Origin of the sequence: Thalassolituus sp. ST750PaO-4 (assembly GCF_020320405.1) — a bacterium.
GTDB classification, from domain to species: Bacteria; Pseudomonadota; Gammaproteobacteria; order Pseudomonadales; family Oceanobacteraceae; genus Venatoribacter; species Venatoribacter alkanivorans.
The window spans coordinates 74,213-96,536 of the sequence record NZ_JABVCB010000010.1; the positions used below are offsets into that span (position 1 = coordinate 74,213).

At 53.3% G+C, this 22,324-nt stretch carries 14 protein-coding genes; 12 read left to right on the forward strand and 2 right to left on the reverse strand.

Going from position 1 to position 22,324, the window contains the following annotated elements; genetic code table 11:
• Nucleotides 1-177 precede the first annotated feature (177 nt).
• Nucleotides 178-2,373: a TonB-dependent receptor plug domain-containing protein gene (locus HUF18_RS12260; RefSeq protein WP_225692396.1), complete on the forward strand. Its 2,196-nt coding sequence runs from the start codon at nt 178-180 to the stop codon at nt 2,371-2,373.
• A 98-nt stretch (nt 2,374-2,471) separates the two neighbouring features.
• On the opposite strand, the gene serA is transcribed toward HUF18_RS12260, so the two are convergent.
• Complete coding sequence (gene serA / locus HUF18_RS12265) at nt 2,472-3,701, reverse strand: phosphoglycerate dehydrogenase (RefSeq protein WP_145470727.1); 1,230 nt, start codon at nt 3,699-3,701, stop codon at nt 2,472-2,474.
• 232 nt (nt 3,702-3,933) lie between these two features.
• Between serA and HUF18_RS12270 the strand changes: the two genes are divergently transcribed.
• Nucleotides 3,934-5,337 (forward strand): FAD-binding oxidoreductase, encoded by a 1,404-nt coding sequence (locus HUF18_RS12270; protein WP_145470729.1) that lies wholly within the window; start codon nt 3,934-3,936, stop codon nt 5,335-5,337.
• 87 nt (nt 5,338-5,424) lie between these two features.
• Here the strand turns inward: HUF18_RS12270 and HUF18_RS12275 are convergent, their stop codons facing one another.
• Nucleotides 5,425-7,893 carry a penicillin-binding protein 1A gene (locus HUF18_RS12275; RefSeq protein WP_225692397.1) on the reverse strand — a complete coding sequence of 823 codons (2,469 nt, stop codon included), beginning with the start codon at nt 7,891-7,893 and terminating at the stop codon, nt 5,425-5,427.
• A gap of 205 nt (nt 7,894-8,098) precedes the next feature.
• On the opposite strand from HUF18_RS12275, the gene HUF18_RS12280 reads away from it, so the two are divergent.
• The 10 genes from HUF18_RS12280 to HUF18_RS12325 all read left to right on the forward strand — a co-directional run bounded on the left by HUF18_RS12280 (nt 8,099) and on the right by HUF18_RS12325 (nt 22,317).
• Nucleotides 8,099-9,196 carry a pilus assembly protein PilM gene (locus tag HUF18_RS12280; RefSeq protein WP_342453571.1) on the forward strand — a complete coding sequence of 366 codons (1,098 nt, stop codon included), beginning with the start codon at nt 8,099-8,101 and terminating at the stop codon, nt 9,194-9,196.
• Nucleotides 9,196-9,744, forward strand: coding sequence for a PilN domain-containing protein (locus tag HUF18_RS12285; protein ID WP_225692398.1), 549 nt, complete (start codon nt 9,196-9,198; stop codon nt 9,742-9,744). Before HUF18_RS12280 ends, HUF18_RS12285 begins: the two co-directional genes overlap by 1 nt.
• A gap of 4 nt (nt 9,745-9,748) precedes the next feature.
• Nucleotides 9,749-10,393: a type 4a pilus biogenesis protein PilO gene (locus tag HUF18_RS12290; RefSeq protein ID WP_225692399.1), complete on the forward strand. Its 645-nt coding sequence runs from the start codon at nt 9,749-9,751 to the stop codon at nt 10,391-10,393.
• A gap of 1 nt (nt 10,394) precedes the next feature.
• On the forward strand, nt 10,395-10,937 hold the full coding sequence (locus HUF18_RS12295; protein ID WP_225692400.1) for a pilus assembly protein PilP: 543 nt from the start codon (nt 10,395-10,397) through the stop codon (nt 10,935-10,937).
• A gap of 55 nt (nt 10,938-10,992) precedes the next feature.
• A complete protein-coding gene (pilQ, locus tag HUF18_RS12300; protein ID WP_225692401.1) occupies nt 10,993-13,041 on the forward strand; it encodes a type IV pilus secretin PilQ in 2,049 nt (682 codons plus the stop codon).
• A 3-nt stretch (nt 13,042-13,044) separates the two neighbouring features.
• On the forward strand, nt 13,045-13,560 hold the full coding sequence (gene aroK, locus HUF18_RS12305) for a shikimate kinase AroK (protein WP_145470740.1): 516 nt from the start codon (nt 13,045-13,047) through the stop codon (nt 13,558-13,560).
• A 5-nt stretch (nt 13,561-13,565) separates the two neighbouring features.
• A complete protein-coding gene (gene aroB / locus HUF18_RS12310; protein WP_225692402.1) occupies nt 13,566-14,657 on the forward strand; it encodes a 3-dehydroquinate synthase in 1,092 nt (363 codons plus the stop codon).
• A gap of 22 nt (nt 14,658-14,679) precedes the next feature.
• Nucleotides 14,680-16,212, forward strand: a complete 1,533-nt coding sequence (locus tag HUF18_RS12315; protein WP_225692403.1) for an SPOR domain-containing protein — start codon at nt 14,680-14,682, stop codon at nt 16,210-16,212.
• 204 nt (nt 16,213-16,416) lie between these two features.
• Nucleotides 16,417-20,868 carry a glutamate synthase large subunit gene (gltB, locus tag HUF18_RS12320; RefSeq protein WP_225692404.1) on the forward strand — a complete coding sequence of 1,484 codons (4,452 nt, stop codon included), beginning with the start codon at nt 16,417-16,419 and terminating at the stop codon, nt 20,866-20,868.
• A 30-nt stretch (nt 20,869-20,898) separates the two neighbouring features.
• Nucleotides 20,899-22,317 (forward strand): FAD-dependent oxidoreductase, encoded by a 1,419-nt coding sequence (locus HUF18_RS12325; protein ID WP_145470748.1) that lies wholly within the window; start codon nt 20,899-20,901, stop codon nt 22,315-22,317.
• Nucleotides 22,318-22,324 lie beyond the last annotated feature (7 nt).

Below are 22,324 nucleotides of genomic sequence, written 5' to 3' on the forward strand. Positions count from 1 at the left end.
CTGCACAAGCATTCTGTATAGCTTCCGCCCTGTGTTTATGGGCTCTGGCTGATTTGTTACGGTATTAACAGGCATGCCGTAATTGTGTACTATCTGGCCACTTATATGGGGCAGGGATGCATAATGAAATCGGGGAACAGGCGCGGGTATGCGGGCCGGATACTGCTTTGCTCATGCATGGTAATATCCGTCACCTCTGTGGCTGCAGAGTTTGATGCCTTTGAATTCGAGCCCGATATCCCTCAGGTTTTAACCCCGGTTCGTCTGCAGCAACCGCTGGCTGAAGTTCCCGCCGCTGTTACCGTTATTACCGCCGAACAGATCCGTCTCTGGGGCGCGGCCGATATCCCTTCTTTATTCCGCTTTGTTCCCGGGTTGTTTGTCGCCCGCGAACTGGATTCCAATCGCACCAGTGTGGTTTATCACAGTGGCGGGGTATCACTGGCGCGGCGGCTGGAAGTTCTGGTGGATGGCCGCTCGGTTTATAAAGCCTCCTTTGCCAATGTCGACTGGGATCAGCTCGGTATTGCCCTGCAGGATATTGAACGCATTGAAATTACCCGCGGTCCGAGTGCGGCCAGTTACGGTATGAATGCCCTGCAGGGCGTTATTCACATTATTACCCGACACCCGGCTGACAGTGCGCGTTTGCGCCTGAATGGCAGCTTTGGCTCAGAGCAACGTCCGCAATTCTATGCCAGCATCAGCCAGCAGGGGGCGCAGCAACAAAGCCGCCTCAGTCTGTTTGGCTGGAGGGAAGGTGAGCATGGTGGCTACCATGCCGATGCTGGCGATCAGGGTGGATTTCCGGATCTGCGTCAGGTGCGTGGGCTGAACTGGTCCGGAGCCTGGCAGGCGGATATGGATAACGAGCTGCGCTGGCAGATTGGGCGCCAGCAATTGCAGCGTGATTATCTCGCTGACAGTAATTTTCAGACCGACTCGCCACAGCAGTGGGCACAGTCAGATCTGGGCTGGCTGCGCTGGCGCAGTCAGCGTTCGGCCGATCATGAAGTTCAGTTGCAGGCCTATTGGCAGGCCGATAACAGTGAAGTGGATTACCACGCCTGTGCGCCGTCCATGGCATTTGATGCACAGCTGAGTGAGTTGTATCAGCAGCATCCGCAGCTGGCAGAGCAGCTCGGTTATGGCCTGATGCCGCTGCAGAATCCGGCGTTAAGCAGCAGCGAGCGCAGTGCGATTACTCAGTTCTATCAGGGGCTGGCAGCGGGTGTATTTGATGCCGCGCAATTACAGCGGGGGCTGGGATTAACAGCGGCGGTAACGGCCGGTGAATACAGCTCGGCGCAGCAGATTGTGCAGCGTGCCGTGGCTGCCAATGCTCTGGATCAGATGCTATGCGGGCGTGGTGATCTGGATGTCTATGAGCAGCGCTTTGATATTGAACTGCAGGATACCCGGCGCTGGAGCGAGCAATTGCGTTCGGTGCAGGGGATCGGGTTGCGACGTGATCTGGTGAATTCAGCAACTTATTTGCAGGGTGAAGTCCGCAACGACCAGTGGCTGGCTTTTGCCAGTGCGGAATATCGCCCGGCACCACACTGGCTGCTGTCAGCCGGACTGATGGCACAGTATCAGAGCGAAGAGGAAGTCAGCTACCTGCCACGACTGGCGCTGAATTATCTGCCCGCCGCCGATCAGAGTATCCGCGTGCAGTATTCGCGCAGCCGCCGCACTCCGGATATTGCCGAGCGTTATCTGAACGGACGCGCTGTGCTGAGTGATGTCAGCGCTAATTATCTCAATCTGGATCAGGGTGGCTTATTTATTAATGCCAACGCCGATGGCTGGCGTGATGGTTTGCGCGATGAACGTATTCAGGCCTGGGAATTGGGCTACTTTTTACATTTACCGCAGGCGGCATTGCAGCTGGATATCAAGGTTTTCCGCGAACAGCTGGATGATCTGATTGGCAGTAACGTGACCCTGAGCAGCGCCTCGCTTGCCAACGAAGGCCAGATGACCCTGAAGGGTGTTGAGTCACAGCTGCAGTGGCAACCGCTGACTAATCACAATATCTGGTTTAGTACATTGCGCCAGCAGCGTTACAGTAATCGCGCCGGAGAGCTGGTGCTGGGGGCAGAGAGCAGTGCGCGGCTTGTCTGGAGCCATAGCGGCGAACAGCAGGAGCAGATGCTTGGCATCATTTGGGATGCGGGTAAGCAGGAGAACGATCCGGGCTATATCGCACAGGGGCGCTACCGGCAGCAGCGTTTGCTGGCACGCTGGAGCTGGCGTACCTGGCTTGGAGAGTGGTCGCTCAGCAGTCAGTATGATGCCTTGCCTGAGCAGGTACTGTATGAAACCACGCCGCGCTGGCTGAATCGCCTTGGCTGGCAGATGAGCTGGTGATAGCGGTACGAAGTAACAGATAAACAGCAGGCATAAAAAACGGCAGCCAGGGCTGCCGTTTTTTATTGCCGCAATCACAGGGATTACAGCGGAACCGATCAGTACAGTACGCGGGCGCGGATAGTGCCTTCGACAGTTTTGATCTTTTCCAGAGCCAGTTCAGAAGCGTCAGCAGCAACATCAATCACCACATAACCCACTTCTTCAACAGTCTGCAGGTACTGACCTGAGATATTGATACCGTTCTCGGCGAAAATGCTGTTGATCGCATTCATCACGCCAGGAACGTTCTGGTGAATGTGCAGGATACGGTGCACGTTTTTGTTGCCTGGCAAAGCCACTTCCGGGAAGTTAACAGAAGAGGTAGTGGTACCGTTATCACTGTACTGAGCCAGCTTCTCGCCCACTTCTTTACCGATGTTTTCCTGTGCTTCAAGGGTAGAACCACCCACGTGCGGAGTCAGGATGACGTTGTCGAATTCACGCAGCGGAGTAATGAACTCTTCGCCGTTAGCGCGTGGCTCAACCGGGAATACGTCGATCGCTGCACCCAGCAGTTTTTTGCTGCGGATGGCTTCGGCCAGAGCGTCGATATCAACCACGGTACCGCGCGAGGCGTTGAGCAGGATAGAACCCTGTTTCATCTGTGCGAACTGCTCAGGACCCATCATCCACTTAGTGGCTGCGGTTTCCGGTACGTGCAGGGAAACAACATCGGCCAGATTCAGCAGTTCGTTCAGGGAACCAACCTGCTTGGCGTTACCCAGTGGCAGTTTGGTAACCACGTCGTAGAAGTACACGTCCATACCCATGCTCTCAGCCATTACAGACAGCTGAGTACCGATGGAACCGTAACCGATGATGCCCAGTTTCTTACCACGGATTTCGTAAGAGTTATCCGCAGACTTGTTCCAGCCGCCACGGTGACACTGGGCATTACGCTCAGGAATACCGCGCATCAGCATGATGATTTCGGCCAGAGACAGTTCGGCAACGGAACGGGTGTTGGAATAAGGTGCGTTGAAAACCGCAACACCACGCTTGGTGGCCGCTTTCAGGTCAACCTGGTTGGTACCGATACAGAAGCAGCCCACGGCGATCAGTTTTTCGGCAGCTTCGAAGATTTCGTCGGTCAGCTGAGTGCGGGAGCGGATGCCGACAAAGTGTGCGTCTTTGATGCGGGCTTTCAGCTCGTCATCCGGCAGCGAGGTCTTCAGGTACTCGATGTTGGTGTAACCGGCGGCATTCAGGGTCTCGAGAGCCGACTGGTGTACGCCTTCCAACAAGAGAAATTTGATCTTGCTTTTATCGAGGGAGGTTTGAGCCATGATGGTACCTATATGCAGTATGTAGAACCGTTGCGGTGAATCCGGCCGGTGCTTGCACGGTACAGCACAGGTAACGACAGGCGCCGGACTCACTTCCGGAGCGAAAACCACTCCGAAAAATAAGGCGCGTATGCTAGCATACCCGGCCTGTTAACGTGAGCCTCAAACTCGCTTTTCATCGCGAAGAATACTCAATTTGAGGTGAATGACATTCATCTATGCGGAATCTCCCATGACTGCCCTGACTCAAGACGCCCTGATTGAACGGTTATCGGCCATTGTTGGTGCCGATAAGGTTCGTACCGATGCAGACTCTCTGGAAACCTTCGGTAAAGACTGGACCAAAATCTACGCGCCCAAGCCAACTGCGATCGTGTTCCCGAAAACCACCGAGCAGGTGCGCGATATTGTACTGCTGGCCAATGAGCATCAGCTGGCACTGGTGCCATCCGGTGGCCGTACCGGTCTGAGTGCCGGCGCGGTGGCAGCCAATGGCGAAATCGTTGTGGCCTTCGATTATATGAATCAGATCAGCGACTTTAATGCCGTTGACCGTACCGTTAAATGCGGTGCCGGGGTGATTACCGAGCAGCTGCAGAATTATGCCGAAGAGCAGGGTCTGTTTTATCCGGTGGATTTCGCTTCTGCGGGCTCCAGTCAGATTGGCGGTAATATCAGCACCAATGCCGGCGGTATTAAAGTAATCCGCTGGGGTATGACCCGTGACTGGGTGGCTGGTCTGACCGTAGTAACCGGTCAGGGCGAAATTCTGCGTCTGAATAAGGACCTGCTGAAAAACAACACCGGCTACGATATGCGTCAGCTGTTCATCGGCGGTGAAGGCACGCTCGGCTTTATTACGGAAGCCACCATGCGCCTGACCCGTACACCGAAAAACCTGACTGTACTGGTGCTGGCGATTCCTGAACTGGACGACGTGATGAAGGTGCTGAACCAGTTCCAGGGCAGCATGGATCTGACTGCATTTGAGTTCTTCTCCGATAAAGCCATGCGTAAAGTACTGGCGCGCGGCGATGTGCCTGCGCCGTTCGACAGCAGTGCCGATTTTTATGCGCTGATCGAATTTGAAGCCGTCACCGATGCCGACATGGATCTTTCCATGAGCCTGTTCGAGCAGTGTGTGGAAAACGGCTGGGTGGTTGATGGTGTGATCAGTCAGAGTGAAACCCAGGCGGCGAATCTGTGGCGTCTGCGTGAGGATATTTCTGAAACCATTTCCGAGTGGACACCGTACAAAAACGACATTTCCGTGGTTGTTTCCAAAGTACCGCCATTCCTGAACGATATTGATGAAATCGTAACCCGTGAATATCCGGATTTTGAGATTATCTGGTTCGGCCATATCGGTGATGGCAACCTGCACCTGAATATTCTTAAGCCGGATGCGCTGGCGAAAGAAGAGTTCTTCGAGCGTTGTGCCAAGGTATCCAAATGGGTATTTGAAATCGTGCAGAAATACGACGGCTCGGTTTCCGCCGAACACGGCGTAGGCATGACCAAAAAGCCGTATCTGGAATATACCCGCTCAGCGGCTGAGCTGGCTTATATGAAAGCGGTGAAAGCGGTATTCGATCCGAATAACGTGATGAACCCGGGTAAGCTGGTGGATTTGTAAGCGCCGTTTTATCGTTTGAAATAAGCACAAAAAAGGCCGGTTGATCCGGCCTTTTTTATGTCTGTATTTCGTCCTCAGCAGCGCTCGTTAGAACAGCTGCTCCGGCACCAGCTCAGTTTCACCACTGCCATTGGTCGGTGTGATTTTAACCGGCTGGCTGGGCACATCTTCTTCTCTGAAGTATTCAAAAATGGCATTGTTTTGCCCCGGTGCTGCCAGTAAGCCGGTTTCCGGATCAATGCGTACGCTGACGATTCCTTCCGGTTGCTCGAATGGATGCTCAGGCACACCGCTCAGGGCGCTGCCCATATAATCGACCCACACCGGCAAGGCGGTGTTGGAGCCAAATGCCCAGCGGCCGAGGGTTTTCGGCTGGTCAAAGCCAATCCATACGGTAGTTACCAGATCGGGGCTGAAGCCGGAGAACCAGGCATCCTTCTGATCATTGGTAGTACCGGTTTTACCGGCCAGATCATCACGGTTCAGTGCCAGCGCGCGTTTACCGGTTCCCAGGCGCACCACGTCTTTCAGCATGCTGATCATCAGGAAGTGGGTGCGTGAGTCCATGACGCGTGGTGCGGTGGGCAGCGCTTCTTCCTGCTCTTCCGGCTGCGATTCTGTTTCCGGGTTCAGCTGTTGTTGCAGTTGCTGCTCCAGCAATTCGCTGGCGGCAAGTTGTGCCTGGCCAGCTTCGGTCGCCTGCTGTTTCTCGCACTCGTGACACACGGTACGGGGTTTGGCACTAAACAGGATGTTCCCGCTGCTGTCTTCGATACGGCTGATCAGATAAGGATCGACGGCATAGCCGCCGTTAGCCAGTACGCAGTAACCGGTGGCCAGCTCCATAGGAGTAACGGCTGATGCCCCCAGAGCCAGCGACAGGTCGGCATTCAGCTTGCTGCGCGGGAAGCCGAAGGGCTCAATATAATTGACGGCTTTGCCTGGTCCGACCTGCTTCAGAATACGGATAGACACCAGATTCTGCGACTTATAGAGCGCTTCACGCAGACGGGTCGGGCCGTAAAACTTGCCGCTGTTATTCTGTGGGCGCCAGGTGTTTTCCAGACTGGCGTCTTCGAATACCACCGGCGCATCATTAATAATGCTGGCGGGGGTGAAACCGTTAGCCAGCGCAGAACTGTATATGAACGGCTTGAATGCAGAGCCTGGCTGGCGCTCGGCCTGGATTGCGCGGTTGAATTTGTTGCTGCCAAAAGAGAAGCCTCCAACCAGAGCCTGTATGGCGCCATCTTTTGGACGCAAAGAAACGATGGAGCCTTCAACCTCGGGAACCTGGGCGAGCAGCAGGCCGTCGCGGCTTTCTTCTACCCAGATGCGCTGACCAATACTGAGTACATCGGATGGTTGCTTGGGCTCGGCACCAATGATGTTGACGTCAACGTAGGGTTTGGCCCAGAGCATGCCGCTGAATGGCAGCCAGCGTTCGCTGTTGTTCTGGTAGATCCAGGCGCCATCGTGTTCGACGCTGCGGACAATTGCCGGAGAAATCAGCCCCATATCATCCTGATCGCGCAGAATGTCATTCCACTGGTCGAGGGTTTGTGGCCAGTCGGTATCATGAGCCTTGTCGGCCTTGCTGAGCCAGGGTTCCAGTTCGGGATTGTCAGCCACTTCAAGGGTCATGACCGGGGCCATCGGTTTGGGCTGGCGGTAACCGTGATCGCGGTCATATTTCAGCAATCCGGTCTGCAGTGCCCGGTTGGCTGCCAGCTGGCGGCTGGCATCAACGGTTGTGTAGACGTTGTAGCCTGCAGTGTAGGCATCATCACCATAGCGCTCGACCATTTCGCGGCGCACCATCTCGGCAACGTAGGGGGCAAGAACTTCGGAGGTTGCGCCATGATAGCGGGCGGTAACCGGAGCTCGCGCAGCCTGGTCAAACTCTTCGGCACTGATCATTTCAAGGGTGCGCATACGTGCCAGTACATAGTTGCGACGATCGAGGGCGCGGCGCGGGTTGTTAACCGGGTTGGCCGCTGAGGGTGCCTGGGGCAGGCCAGCGATCATGGCCAATTGCGCCAGATTCAGCTCCTTGATGGATTTGCCGTAGTAAACCTGCGCCGCCGCTTCGATACCGTAGGCGCGCTTGCCCAGATAGATTTTATTGATGTAGAGCTCGAGGATTTCCTGTTTGCTCAAACTTTGTTCAATTTTCAGAGCCAGCAGAATCTCGGTGAATTTACGCGCAAAGGTCTTCTCCGATGACAGGTAATAGTTCTTGGCCACCTGCATAGTGATGGTACTGCCACCGGATTTTTTCTTGCCGGTGCGAATCAGCTCGAACACCGCGCGGGCAAGGCCTTTCAGGTCGATCCCGAAGTGTTCAAAGAAGCCGTCATCTTCAGAGGCGAGCAGGGCATTGATGAATTGTGGCGGTGTTTCAGCAAAGGTCAGAGGTGTACGGCGCTTCTCGCCAAACTCACTGATCAGCTTACCGTCAGCGGAGTACACCCGCAGTGGCGTCTGCAGTTCGATGTCCTTCAGTTCTTCGGTATCCGGCAGGGTCGGAGCGAGATAAAGGTAAATTGCCATCATCAGTATGCCGGCGCCGGCAAAAATGGACATTACGAGCCAAAAAAACAATTGCAGGAGCGGGTGTGACTTAGTCATAAAAAAAGATTGTCATCGCCTCGGGAAGCCAGTGAATATGCGGGTTGCGGCATTATAAGGGTTTTTTGTTCTTTTAATAGGAATGTGCTTATAATGACTTCGACTATATAGGATCTGAGTGAGCTTGTGCGTGCAAGTTCGCGAATTTGATGGGGATTTTGTCGTGCTGGCTAACTTGTTTAATAAGAAGAACAAGGCAATTCTCGGGGTGGATATCAGTTCCACCTCGGTAAAAGTCCTTGAGTTGAGTCGCAATAACGATCGCTATCAGGTTGAAGCTTATGCCGCTGAACCCCTGCCTGCCAACGCTGTGGTTGAGCAAAGCATCAGCAATGACGAAGCGGTTGGCGAAGCAATACGTCGTGCTTTGAGTCGTTCCCGTGCCGGTGCCAAGCGTGCAGCTATTGCTGTTGCCGGCTCTGCGGTAATCACCAAAACAGTGCAGATGAACGGCAAGCTGAAAGATGATGAAATGGATTTTCAGATCCGCGCTGAAGCGGATCAGTATATTCCCTATCCTCTGGAAGAAGTCGCGCTGGATTGGGAAATCCAGGGCCCGTCCGACTCTGGCAATGACATGGTGGATGTTCTGCTGGCGGCCTGCCGTTCTGAAACCGTTGAGCGCCGTAAAGACGCGGTTGAATACGCTAACCTTGAAGCTGCGGTTGTGGATGTTGAAGCTTTCTGTACCGAGCGCGCCTTCTCTTTATTGGCAGGTCAGCTGGATGGTGACGAGATTGAAACCGTCGCTATTCTGGATATCGGTGCCACTATGACCACGCTCAGCGTGTTGCATGAAGGCAAATCCATTTATACCCGTGAACAGTTATTCGGTGGTAAGCAGCTGAGTGAAGATATCATGCGCCGCTATGGCCTCAGCGAAGAAGAAGCGACACGGGCTAAGCTGGAAGGTGGTTTACCGGATGACTACGAAAGTGAGGTTCTGGAGCCTTTCCGCCGTGCGGTAGTTCAGCAGGTCAGCCGTTCGCTGCAGTTTTTTTACTCGTCCAGCCAGTTTAATGATGTTGATTACATCATTCTTGCCGGTGGTACTTCTTCTATCCCTCACTTGTCCGACCAGGTTCAGGACGCGATGGGTATCGCAACTGTGATTGCCAATCCCTTTGTGAATATGACGTTATCGCAGAAGGTTAACGCAAATCTGCTGAATGGCGACGCGCCTTCGTTGATGATTGCGTGCGGGCTGGCGATGAGGAGCTTTGATTAATGGCCAATATTAACCTGCTGCCGTGGCGTCAGGCGCTGCGGAAAGAAAAACAGAATGAATTTTACGGCGTGATTGCTCTGGTCGCTTTTGCTGCGGCTGCGATTATTTATTTTATCAACGGTCATTATGAAAGCAGTATTGCAACGCAGAATAGCCGTAATGGATTTATCCAGAATGAAATGAAAGTGCTGGATGCCAAGATTGATGAGATCCGCCAGCTGCGGGATACACGCAAAAAGTTAATCGAGAGGATGGAGCTTATTCAGGCTTTGCAGGGAAACCGGCCAATTATCGTGCGTGTGTTCGATGAAATGGCCCGCTCGGTTCCTGAAGATCTGTATTTCACATCAGTGGAAATTAAAAATACCGATGTAACGGTTAAAGGGTTAGCGAAGTCGAATAATCGGGTGTCTGCGTTAATGCGTAACTTTGATCAGTCCGACTGGTTCTCTGACCCTATCCTTATCCGGGTGCAGGCAAAGTCTGAGGGTGTGAATGAGTTTGAGGTTACTATGAAGCGTGTTCAGCCAAAAGCGGCGGAGGAGTGACAGCATGGCTGACCTGAAAAAAATAGATTTGAAGGCACTGACTGAAAAGCTGAATGAGTTTCAGCTGGATGATCTGAACAATATCGATTGGGAGAATATGGGCTCATGGCCTTTTCCCGGTAAAGTTGTATTTTGTGTTCTGATTTTCTTTGCGGTGCTGACCGGCGGGTATTTTGGCCTTATAGAAAGTAATCTGGATACTCTGAGCAGTGCCGTTCAGCGGGAGGAAACGCTGAAGAAAGATTTCGAAAATAAGGCATTCCGGGTCGCTAATCTGGCAGCATATAAAGCGCAGATGGTTGAGATGGAAGAAAGCTTTGGCTCGTTGCTTAAACAGTTACCGCGGGATACTGAAGTCCCAGGTCTGATTGATGATATCAGCTCGGCGGCGTTGAGTGCTGGTCTTAAACTGAATGCCATCGATCCGCAGAAAATGACTAAGACAGAGTTTTATAATGAATTGCCAATCAATATTGAAGTGGTTGGTGGTTATCATGAGATGGGAGCTTTTGTTTCTTCGGTAGCTTCTCTGCCGCGTATCGTGACCTTGCATGATTTTTCGATTGGAAAGTCAGGCAATGACGGTGCTCTGAAAATGAATATTCTGGCTAAGACTTACCAATATAGTGGTGATGAGGAGGTTAAGTAATATGAATAAATTGCTGCCGTCTCTTATCGTCGCCGGTTTGTCTGTTTTTCTGGTGTCATGTTCAGGGTCTGAAGATACCTCTGACCTGAAACGTTTTGCCGAAGATACCCTGAATAAGCCCCGTGGACGAATTGAGCCTATACCTGTGTTTAAGCCTTATGAGTTTTTCAGCTATAGTGCCGCCGGCTTACGCTCTCCTTTCGAGTTACCAGTGATTGCTGATACGGAAATTAACGTGCAGCCAGGCAGTGACATTCGTCCGGATCTTGAACGCCCCCGGGAACATCTTGAGCAATACGCTCTGGGCTCTCTTTCTATGGTGGGAACGCTTGCGCGCGACGACGGAGTGCTCTGGGCTTTAATCAAGGATGGCGATAACAGCGTTGTCCGGGTAAAAGAAGGCAACTATATGGGCCAGAATCATGGTCGTATATTGTCCATTTCTGAATACAGAATAAATCTAATTGAAATTGTACCTAATGGTCTTGGTGGCTGGATTGAGCGGCCGAGAACCTTGGCTCTGGAAGGACTGGGTGGAGAGTAATTTTATGAATACGGTGAAAGGTTTTCACGCAATGATAAAGGCGCTACCAGTCCTGATGCTGGCTTTTATGGCCTCGCTTGCTTCTGCAACGACACTTAATGATCTCCGTTTTTCATCTTTACCCGGTGATGTGACCGAGATCCGGATGGAGTTTGATGGAACACCGCCACAGGTCAGTGGCTATACCATTGAACAGCCAGCCCGTATTGCGCTGGATTTGCCAGGTGTGGTCAGTACGCTGAAAACAAAGCGCCATCAGATTGGTTCCGGTAATGCACGCAGCGCCACGCTGGTATCTACCAAAGATCGTTCCCGTCTGGTTGTGAATCTGACCCGCCTGGTGGGTTATACCACTAAGGTTGAGGGGAATACTCTGCTGCTACGGATTGGACAGACGGAAGGCGACAAGGTATTTGCTGCTGATGTTAAATCCAGTTCCCCAACAGGCATGCTTAATAATGACCTGAAAGTAGTTAATGTTGATTTTCGTCGTGGTGAGCTGGGAGAAGGTCAGGTTCAGATTATGCTGAATGACCCTCGCGCATCTGCCAATATTCGCCGTGAGGGCAATAAAATTATTGCCGATCTTAAAGGCGTACGCCTGCCGGAAGCTTTGAGTCGTCGTCTGGATGTCACCGATTTTGCCACGCCGGTTCGTTATGTTGACACCAAGCGTGAAGATAACTCTACCCGTATTGTGATTGAGCCTGCGGGCGATGATTTCGAATATCTGGCCTATCAGACAGATAAACTTCTTTCTATTAATGTATCTGTCGTCCCGGAAGAGCAGAGAGAAGAACGTAAGAAACAATTCCCGTTTACCGGCGAGAAACTGTCGCTTAATTTCCAGAATATTGAAGTTCGTGCCGTGTTGCAGTTGATTGCCGACTTCACCGGTTTGAACCTGGTGGCATCAGATACCGTTCAGGGCAGTATTACATTGCGTCTGCAAAATGTGCCATGGGATCAGGCGCTGGATCTGGTGCTGAAAACCAAAGGCTTGGGCAAGCGCCAGATGGGGTCTGTACTGCTGATCGCGCCATCCGAGGAGATCGCTGCGCGTGAAAAAATCGAACTGGAAGCAGTGAAGCAGGTTGAAGAGCTGGCTCCTCTGGTTACTGAGTACATGCAGTTGAAATACGCTAAAGCCAGCGAGTTGGCTAAGCTGCTGACTTCTGAGCAGGGCTTGTTATCTGAGCGTGGTTCGGCTGTCGTTGATGAGCGTACCAACACTCTGTTGATGAAAGACACTGCTGGTAATCTGGAAAAAGTCCGCGAAGCATTGAATATGCTGGATGTGCCGGTGCGCCAGGTTCTGATTGAAGCGCGTATCGTTGTGGCGACGACCAGTGTCGGTGAGGAGATGGGTGTTAAATGGGGCGGTGCTGGTTTTAAAAATAATGGCAGCAACTGGACTACTGTTGGCGGTAGTCAGCAGACCCTGACCGAAGGTAATCAGATTTTATTTGATCGTGCGACAGGTGCAGCGGCTACCAGTGATGGTATTGATCTTACCGGTGCCAATGTTGTTAACTTCGGTGTGACCAATGCCGCAGCAACGACTTTTGCCGTCGGTTACCAGACTGCTGACTATCTGTTGGATCTGGAATTGGCAGCGATTGAAACCGATGGCCGTGCGGAAATCGTATCGCAGCCTCGCGTTATTACTGCCGATGGTCAGACCGCTTCTATCGAGTCCGGTACTGAAATTCCATACCAGCAGGCCAGTTCCAGCGGTGCAACCAACGTTGCCTTTAAATCTGCAGTTTTACGTCTGGAAGTGACCCCACAGATTACTCCGGATGACCGTATTATTATGGATCTGGTGATCAATCAGGATTCTGTTGGCGAACTGACCTCGGCAGGCCCAAGCATCAATACCAATGCGGTAGAAACTCAGGTCTTGGTTGATAACGGTGAGACGGTAGTGCTGGGCGGTATTTTCCGTTCTGAAGAAGTCACATCCATCAGCAAGACCCCTTTCTTTGGTGATCTGCCATTAATCGGTGCGCTGTTCCGCTATACCAACCGCCAGGATGACAAGAGCGAACTGCTGGTATTTATCACCCCTCGTCTGGTTAAGGATTCGCTCAGCAATCGTTAATCTATGAAGCGATCACAATCCGTCTTTCTTATAGGGCCAATGGGTGCTGGAAAAAGCACCATTGGCCGTTTACTTTCCGCTGAACTCAAGCTGGAATTCTTTGACTCTGATAAGGTCATTGAAGAGCGCTGTGGTGCCAATATTCCCTGGATTTTTGATATGGAAGGGGAAAGTGGATTTCGTGAGCGTGAAGAGCAGGCCATTGATGAGCTGACTCAGATGGGCTCAATCGTCCTCGCGACAGGCGGTGGTGTGGTTATGCGTGAAGCGAACCGTCGCCATCTGAGCGCACGCGGTACGGTCGTTTATCTTTGCACCTCGGTCGAGCAACAGCTTGCGCGTACGGCCAAGGATAAAAACCGTCCGTTGCTGCAGGCTGAAAACCCGGAGCGTATTCTGCGCGACCTGTTCAGTGCCCGCGATCCGTTGTATCGGGAAATTGCAGACATCATTATTGAAACCGACCAGCGCAACCCGCGCTGGGTGGTGCAGGAACTTAAAAGGCTTATAAAAGGCTGACACACATGAATACCCTGACCGTCGATCTGGGCGACCGCAGCTACCCGATTTTTATCGGAGCCGGGCTGCTCGGCGATTCTGCGTTATACACCCCTTACATTAAAGGCCGCCAGGTTCTTATCGTGACCAATGAAACCGTCGCTCCTTTATACCTGCAGCAGGTAAAAGCGGCGCTGGCGGATTATCAGGTGGATGAAGTCATCCTGCCGGATGGTGAGGCCTACAAAGATCTCAGTACACTGAACCTGATCTATGATGCCCTGCTGCAGAAGCAGCATAACCGTACGACAACTCTGCTGGCCCTTGGTGGCGGCGTTGTTGGTGATATGTGCGGTTATGCTGCCGCTTCGTATCAGCGTGGGGTGAACTTTATTCAGGTGCCGACCACGCTGTTATCTCAGGTAGATTCCTCGGTGGGCGGTAAGACCGGCGTGAACCACCCGCTGGGTAAAAACATGATCGGCGCCTTTCATCAGCCGCAGTGTGTGATCGCCGATACCACTACCCTGCACACCCTGCCTGAGCGTGAGCTGTCAGCCGGTCTGGCGGAGGTGATCAAATACGGTCTTATCTGTGACTCCGCTTTTTATCAGTGGATTAAAGACAATATTCAGGCTCTGATGGCGCGTGAACCGCAGGCTCTGGCGTATGCGATTGAACGATCCTGCCAGGATAAGGCCGAAGTGGTGGCGCAGGATGAAACGGAATCCGGTATTCGCGCGATTCTGAATCTGGGTCATACCTTTGGTCATGCGATCGAAGCCCATCAGGGTTATGGTCACTGGCTGCATGGTGAGGCTGTTGGTGCCGGCATGCTGATGGCAGCTGACCTTGGCTGGCGGATGGGGCATATCAATGCTGATGAATTGCGTGAGCTGCGCTCATTGCTGCAGGCGGCGCAATTGCCTGTGGTCGGTCCGGCCAATATGTCAGTGGAAGACTATCTGTCACGTATGCAGGTGGATAAAAAAGTGCTGGACGGTCGCATTCGCCTGGTACTGCTGCAGCGTATTGGCGAGGCTTATATGACCTCGGATGTACCAAAAGACCTGTTGACGCAAACCCTGCTGGCAGGGGATAAACTCGGTACGGCTTAACTCAGACCCTGAAGGAGGCACTATGGAAACCGATTTTAATCTGGATCTGGACGCGCATCGCAACAGCAGCACTGCAGATCCGGAAAACGGATACCATTTGCCTTTGCCGCAGTTACTGTCTGGTCAGCGCAAGCATCTCGAGTTGCTTGCGCATCTGGCGTCTTACAGCGAGCTTTTGGTTGCCGTAACCGGGCCTGAAGGCAGTGGTAAGACCGTTCTGTCCCAGGCTCTGGCTGCTCAACGTGAAGAACCGGAAGAAAGCCTGTTTATTACCGCAGATCTGATGCTGGGTATGCCGGCCATCCTCAATCAGATTGCCCGCTACTGGGATATGCCGCAGCTGGCTGATGATATTGTTCATGCCCGCGAAGCCATCAAAGATATTGCTCTGCTGCGCTACAACGATGGTATCAGCCTGCTGGTGATTATTGATCAGGCCGACCAGCTTGATGCCGATACTCTTAATGAAATAGCTCACTTTGCGCTGCTGGCCCCTCAGGCAATATCTTTTGCGTTATTTGGTCAGCCGGGTTTTGAGCTGGCATTCCGCGAAAGCCCGGCGCAGGCGCCTGTGCACGTACTGCATCTTGAGCCTCTGTCACTCGACGATTCCGCCGCGCTGATTCAGCAGGTGTTCAGCCCGGGCCAGCCATTGGCGCTGAGTCAGGATGAACTGCTGTTTATCTGGCAGCAATCGGGTGGCTGGCCGCAGTCGCTGTTGCATCAGGCTGAAGATTACCTGCTGTCACCCGGAATGGCTGAAGTGGTACCGGCAGCCAAAGCAACGGCTCAGGCCAACCGTTTTCCTTTATTGCATATGCTGGCGATTGCCGGTGTGGCTGCGGCACTGATTGTTTCCTTTCTGTACCGCGATGCTGATGAGCCGGCGACGCTTGTTCCCGCCACCTTGTCGGATAACTCACTGGCGGTTACGGATACACTCACTGACAGTGAGCAATCACCTTTTATCAGTACTCCCGCGAGCGGCAATGAGAGTATTGAAGCTGAAAGTATTGAAACAACAGAAATCACTCCACCTGTGGTGAAAACCGACAGTTCAGCCGGAGAGCCTGATTACAATTATTCCGCAGCAGAAACCTCTGCCGGAAGTGCCGAAACACAGCCCGAAACTGTGGCCTCTGCGCCGACTCAGGTGCCGGTTGCAGAAACAACCGCTATCGCCACGCCGGTGACCAGACAGCCGGTCAGCACTCCTGCTGCAGCTGAAGTGACCGCGCCTGCCGTTGTAAAACCACAGCGCAGCCCCGATGAGCGTGCCTTGCTGGCAGCGAACAGTGGTTTTGTTGTGCAGCTGTTTGGTAGTTATCAGGCGGAGAATGCCAAAGGTTTCCGCCAGCAGTGGCAATCGCAGATTGCAGGTTCGCTGTACCAGTACCGTACCGAGCATAATAACCGTCCGTGGTTTGTCGTGGTGGCGGGTGTTTATGGCAATCGCGCTGAAGCCAAAGCTGCGGTAAATGCGCTGCCGCGGGAACTGCGTACGCAGTCTCCCTGGATTCGTGAGGTTTCTGCGGTGCAGGATGTACTGCGCTGAGAAGGCTTTTCTGACTGCTATTTGACTCCTCAGGCAGCCTTCCGTCGCTGCCTTACAACAATACGCAAAAACGCTCATATTTGTGACAGGGCCCTCAGATGTGTAGAATGAGCGTCCTTTTGTCTCGATGCTGCTTAAATTTTGAGCATTAGGCTGTTGTAAGCCCTTGATTTTTCAATTGTTTTTACTGATGAGAGCTGTTCTATGAGAACTGGTCTGTATACTCCAGGCGACTTTAAGGACAACTGTGGATTCGGTTTGTTAGCCCATCTGGAAGGGCAGCCGAGTCACAAGCTGTTAACGACAGCAATCGAATCCTTAACCTGTATGACACACCGTGGCGGTATTGCTGCGGATGGCAAAACCGGTGACGGATGCGGTCTGTTGATCCAGAAGCCGGATTCTTTCCTGCGTGCTGTATCTGCACAAGCAGGTATTGAATTACCGGCTCAGTACGCTGTTGGTATGCTGTTTATGGATCTTGATGATGCCATTTTCAGCAAGCAGAAAACCGCCGTTGAGCAAGCTCTCAGCAGTCAGGGTCTGTCTGTATTGGGCTGGCGCACCGTGCCAACCAATAATGACTGCCTGGGACCGATGGCTATCGACTGCCTGCCGCGTTTTGAGCAGGTATTTATTGCTGCCGACTCTGAGCTGGACGAAACCACGTTTGCCGTGAAGCTGTTCTACGCGCGTCGCTACGCCGAGAAAGCACTGAGCGAATACCCGGATTTCTACATCGCCAGTCTGTCAGACCGCGTGCTGTCCTATAAAGGTCTGACCATGCCGGTCGATCTGCCGAACTTCTTCCTGGATCTCGGTGACGAGCGTATGGAAACCGCTATCTGCGTATTCCATCAGCGTTTCTCTACCAACACCATGCCGCGCTGGCAGCTGGCTCAGCCGTTCCGCATGCTGGCGCACAACGGTGAGATCAACACCATTCAGGGTAACCGCAGCTGGGCCAATGCCCGTACCGGTAAGTACCAGAGCGATCTGCTGCCTAACCTGAGTGATCTTGCTCCTATTGTTAACACCACAGGTTCTGACTCTTCCTCCATGGACAACATGCTGGAATTGCTGGTTACCGGTGGTATGAACCTGTTCCGTGCCATCCGTATGATGATTCCGCCTGCCTGGCAGAACGTCGAAACCATGGATGCCGATCTGCGTTCTTTCTATGAATACAACTCCATGCATATGGAGCCGTGGGACGGCCCGGCCGGTCTGGTTATTACCGATGGTCGTTACGCCGTTTGTGGCCTTGACCGCAATGGTCTGCGTCCATCGCGCTGGGTTATCACCAAAGACAACTTCATCACCGTTGCATCTGAAGTCGGTGTTTACGGCTACAAGCCGGAAGACGTCGTGGCTAAAGGCCGTGTCGGCCCGGGTGAAATCCTCGCGATTGATACCAAAGAAGGTAAGTTGCTTAACGCCGCAGACATCGACAATGCACTGAAGTCTGAGTTCCCGTACAAAAAATGGCTGAAAGAAAATGCCATCCGTATGGAAAGTCAGCTGTTGCTGCAAAAAGTTGATGATGCAGAAGCGCTGTCCGGCGATCAGCTCAATACTCATCAGAAGCTGCAACTGGTTACCAACGAAGAGCGTGATCAGGTGCTGCGCCCTATGGGCGAAGAAGGTCAGGAAGCGACTGGCTCTATGGGCGATGACACGCCAATGGCCGTGCTGTCTCAGCGCGTACGCCATATGGCCGATTACTTCCGCCAACAGTTTGCGCAGGTTACTAACCCGCCGATCGATCCGCTGCGTGAAGCTATCGTGATGTCGCTGGAAACCTGCATCGGCGCCGAGAAAAACGTGTTCGAAACCGGTGCTGATCATGCCAATCGCATCATCCTGACCTCACCGGTACTGTCACCGCTGAAATTCCATGGCCTGAAAACCACCGGTCTGGAAGCGTTTTCTCATACCACCCTGTCACTGGCATTTGACCCGGCAGTTGGTCTACAGCAGGCGGTGATCAACCTGGCCGATCAGGCAGAACAGGCGATGCGTAACGGTACCGTTATGATCATCCTGTCGGACCGCGATGTGAACGACAGCCAATGGGTTATTCCTGCGGTTATGGCAACCGGTGCTGTGCATCACCGTCTGGTTAAACAGGGCCTGCGTACCAACGGTAATATCATCGTTGAAACCGGTTCTGCCCGTGACGCGCACCAGTTTGCTGTGCTGTTGGGCTTCGGCGCGACCGCGGTTTATCCGTGGCTGGCTTATGACGTACTGACCGATCTGCACCGCACCAACGAATTACTGGGCGATCCGCTGAAGTCTCAGCAGAACTTCCGCAAAGCCATCCGTAAGGGCCTGCTGAAAGTGATGTCCAAAATGGGTATCTCGACCGTGGCCTCTTACCGTGGTTCGCAGCTGTTTGAAGCTGTGGGTCTGAGCAGAGAAGTTGTGGATTTGTGCTTCTGTGGTGTTACCAGCCGTATTCAGGGCGCAACCTTTGCCGATTTCGAAGAAGATCTCGAGCTGGTGCGTAAGAACGCCTGGAAGACCCGTAAGAAAATCGACCAGGGTGGCCTGATCAAATACGTGCACGGCGGTGAGTACCACGCCTATAACCCGGATGTTGTGAAAAACATTCAGGAAGCCGTACAGACCAACAGTCAGGCAGCTTACGACCGTTTCGCCGATCTGGTGAATAAGCGTCCGGTAGCGACTATCCGTGACCTGCTGAGCCTGCGTAAAGACATCACGCCAATCGATATCAGCGAAGTGGAACCGGCTGAGAAGCTGTTCCCACGCTTTGATACCGCCGCGATGTCTCTGGGTGCGTTGTCGCCTGAAGCGCACGAAGCACTGGCTGAAGCCATGAACGAACTGGGTGGCCGTTCCAACTCTGGTGAGGGCGGTGAAGATCCGGCCCGTTACGGCACCAACAAAAACTCCAAGATCAAGCAGATTGCTTCCGGTCGTTTTGGTGTAACCCCGGCCTATCTGGCCAGCGCTGATGTGCTGCAGATTAAAGTCGCTCAGGGTGCCAAGCCGGGTGAAGGTGGTCAGCTGCCGGGTGGTAAGGTTAATGACCTGATCGCGACCCTGCGTTACTCCGTGCCTGGTGTAACCCTGATTTCGCCTCCACCGCACCACGACATCTACTCGATTGAAGATCTGGCACAGCTGATCTTTGACCTGAAGCAGGTGAATCCGAATGCTCTGGTATCGGTGAAGCTGGTATCTGAGCCGGGTGTGGGCACGATCGCGGCCGGTGTTGCCAAGGCGTACGCCGACCTGATCACCATCTCCGGTTATGACGGTGGTACTGCGGCTTCGCCGATCACCTCGATTAAATATGCTGGTTCGCCATGGGAGCTGGGTCTGTCCGAAGCTCACCAGGCGCTGCGTGCCAACGACTTGCGTGGCAAGGTCCGTGTACAGACCGATGGTGGTCTGAAGTCTGGTCTGGACGTGGTGAAAGCGGCGATTCTGGGTGCTGAATCTTTCGGTTTCGGTACGCTGCCAATGGTGGCTGTGGGTTGTAAGTACCTGCGTATCTGTCACCTGAACAACTGTGCGACCGGTGTTGCCACCCAGAACGATGGTCTGCGTGAAGAGCACTACATCGGTACCGCCGAGATGGTGAAAAACTACTTCCGCTTCCTCGCTGAAGAAGTACGCGGCTGGATGGCTCAGCTGGGTGTGCGCAGCATGGAAGAACTGGTTGGCCGTACTGATCTGCTGGATATGCTGGAAGGCCTGACCAGCAAGCAGCGTAATCTGGATCTGATGCCGTTACTGGCTAACGACCATATTCCTGCTGATAAGCCGCATACCGTTAAGGTCGAGCGCAACACTCCGTACGATGAAGGCCTGTTGGCTGAGCGCATGGTGCAGGATGTTCTGCCAGCTATTGAAAATAAAGCTGGCGGTGAATTCAGTTTCCGCATCACCAACTGTGACCGCTCTATCGGTGCGCGTCTGTCCGGTGAGATTGCCAAGCGTTATGGCAACCAGGGCATGGCTGACAAGCCAGTACGCATGAATCTGACCGGGGTTGCCGGTCAGTCATTCGGCGTGTGGAACGCTGGTGGTCTGGAAATGGTGCTGGAAGGTGATGCCAACGATTACGTGGGTAAAGGTATGACCGGCGGTAAGCTGGTGATCTTCCCACCAAAAGGTTCGGCCTTTAACTCGAATGACACCTCCATCGTTGGTAACACCTGTCTGTATGGTGCGACTGGCGGTAAATTGCTGGCGGCCGGCCGTGCCGGTGAGCGTTTCGGTGTACGTAACTCCGGTGCGCATGCGGTTGTTGAAGGCGCAGGCGATCACTGCTGCGAATACATGACCGGCGGTATGGTCTGTGTGCTGGGCGCAACCGGCTATAACTTCGGTGCAGGTATGACCGGTGGTTTTGCGTATGTACTCGACCTCGATAACAGCTTTGTCGACAAGTACAACCACGAGCTGGTGGATATCCATCGTATCTCCAACGAACTGACCGAAGCACACCGCAGCCATCTGCGCGGCGTGCTGCGTGAGTTCGTCGGCGAGACCGGCAGCGCCTGGGGTCAGACCATTCTGGATGACTTCGATGGCTTCATCGGCAAATTCTGGCTGGTGAAACCAAAAGCGGCCGACTTACAACAATTGCTGAATAACACCCGTGCTCGTCCTGAGTAATCGGTACAGGACGAGAGAGAGAGGTTCGAGATGGCGCAACGTCTGAACAATAATTTCCAGTTTGTCGAAGTGGGTCGTCAGGACCCGGCAAAAAAATCCATCGATCTGCGCAAAGCGCAGTTCGTGGAGATTTATGAGCCTTTCAAACAGGAACAGGTTAATGACCAGGCACACCGCTGCCTGGCGTGTGGTAACCCATACTGCGAGTGGAAGTGCCCGGTACACAACTACATTCCTAACTGGCTGAAACTGGCCAGCGAAGGCAACATTCTGGAAGCGGTAGAGCTGAGCCATCAGACCAATACCCTGCCGGAAGTCTGTGGCCGTGTATGTCCGCAGGACCGTCTGTGTGAAGGGGCCTGTACCCTGAACGACGGCTTTGGCGCAGTAACCATTGGTAATGTTGAGAAATACATCACCGATACGGCCTTCGCCATGGGCTGGAAACCAGATATGTCTAAGGTGGTGCCAACCGGTAAGCGCGTTGCCATCATCGGTGCCGGCCCTGCAGGTCTGGGTGCGGCGGATGTGCTGGTGCGTAACGGTGTTACCCCGGTGGTATTCGACAAGTACCCGGAAATCGGTGGTCTGCTGACCTTCGGTATCCCTGAATTCAAGCTGGAAAAGAGCGTGATGGTTAACCGTCGCAAAGTCTTCGAAGGCATGGGGGTGGAATTCCGTCTGAACACTGAGGTGGGCAAAGACGTTGATTTCCAGAGCATCATCGATGAATTCGACGCCGTGTTCCTGGGTATGGGTACCTACAACTACATGAAGGGCGGTTTCCCGGGTGAAGATCTGCCGGGCGTTCATGACGCACTGGATTTCCTCATCTCCAACGTCAACCGTAACCTCGGCTTTGAGAAAGACGCCGCGGATTTTGTTAGCGTTAAAGGCAAAAAAGTTGTGGTTCTCGGTGGTGGTGATACAGCGATGGACTGTAACCGTACCTCCATCCGTCAGGGCGCAGCCAAAGTAACCTGTGCTTACCGTCGTGATGAAGACAACATGCCGGGTTCCAAGCGCGAAGTGGTTAACGCCCGTGAAGAAGGTGTGAACTTCCTGTTCAACCGTCAGCCTGTTGCCATTGTTGGCGATGGCAAAGTGGAAGGCGTAAAAGTCGTGACCACGCAGATGGGTGAGCCTGATGAAAACGGCCGTCGCCGTCCGGAGGTGGTGGAAGGTTCTGAAGAGATCCTGCCAGCAGACGCGGTACTGGTGGCTTTCGGTTTCCGTCCAAGCCCGGCGCCATGGTTTAAGGATTTCGGTATCGAACTGAACAGCTGGGATGGTGTGGTTGCACCGGAAGAGCAGGAATTCAAGTTCCAGACCTCTAATCCGAAAGTGTTTGCCGGTGGCGATATGGTACGTGGTTCTGATCTGGTGGTTACTGCCATCTGGGAAGGCCGTAACGCCGCTGAAGGTATTCTCGACTACCTCGACGTATAAGCCATTT

What these genes read in the sequence shown, in the direction of transcription:
- HUF18_RS12260 (WP_225692396.1), top strand. Translation starts at nt 178, where the DNA reads ATGGTAATATCCGTCACCTCTGTGGCTGCAGAGTTTGATGCCTTTGAA.
- serA (WP_145470727.1), bottom strand. Translation starts at nt 3,701, where the DNA reads ATGGCTCAAACCTCCCTCGATAAAAGCAAGATCAAATTTCTCTTGTTG.
- HUF18_RS12270 (WP_145470729.1), top strand. Translation starts at nt 3,934, where the DNA reads ATGACTGCCCTGACTCAAGACGCCCTGATTGAACGGTTATCGGCCATT.
- HUF18_RS12275 (WP_225692397.1), bottom strand. Translation starts at nt 7,893, where the DNA reads ATGATGGCAATTTACCTTTATCTCGCTCCGACCCTGCCGGATACCGAA.
- HUF18_RS12285 (WP_225692398.1), top strand. Translation starts at nt 9,196, where the DNA reads ATGGCCAATATTAACCTGCTGCCGTGGCGTCAGGCGCTGCGGAAAGAA.
- HUF18_RS12290 (WP_225692399.1), top strand. Translation starts at nt 9,749, where the DNA reads ATGGCTGACCTGAAAAAAATAGATTTGAAGGCACTGACTGAAAAGCTG.
- HUF18_RS12295 (WP_225692400.1), top strand. Translation starts at nt 10,395, where the DNA reads ATGAATAAATTGCTGCCGTCTCTTATCGTCGCCGGTTTGTCTGTTTTT.
- pilQ (WP_225692401.1), top strand. Translation starts at nt 10,993, where the DNA reads ATGCTGGCTTTTATGGCCTCGCTTGCTTCTGCAACGACACTTAATGAT.
- aroK (WP_145470740.1), top strand. Translation starts at nt 13,045, where the DNA reads ATGAAGCGATCACAATCCGTCTTTCTTATAGGGCCAATGGGTGCTGGA.
- aroB (WP_225692402.1), top strand. Translation starts at nt 13,566, where the DNA reads ATGAATACCCTGACCGTCGATCTGGGCGACCGCAGCTACCCGATTTTT.
- HUF18_RS12315 (WP_225692403.1), top strand. Translation starts at nt 14,680, where the DNA reads ATGGAAACCGATTTTAATCTGGATCTGGACGCGCATCGCAACAGCAGC.
- gltB (WP_225692404.1), top strand. Translation starts at nt 16,417, where the DNA reads ATGAGAACTGGTCTGTATACTCCAGGCGACTTTAAGGACAACTGTGGA.
- HUF18_RS12325 (WP_145470748.1), top strand. Translation starts at nt 20,899, where the DNA reads ATGGCGCAACGTCTGAACAATAATTTCCAGTTTGTCGAAGTGGGTCGT.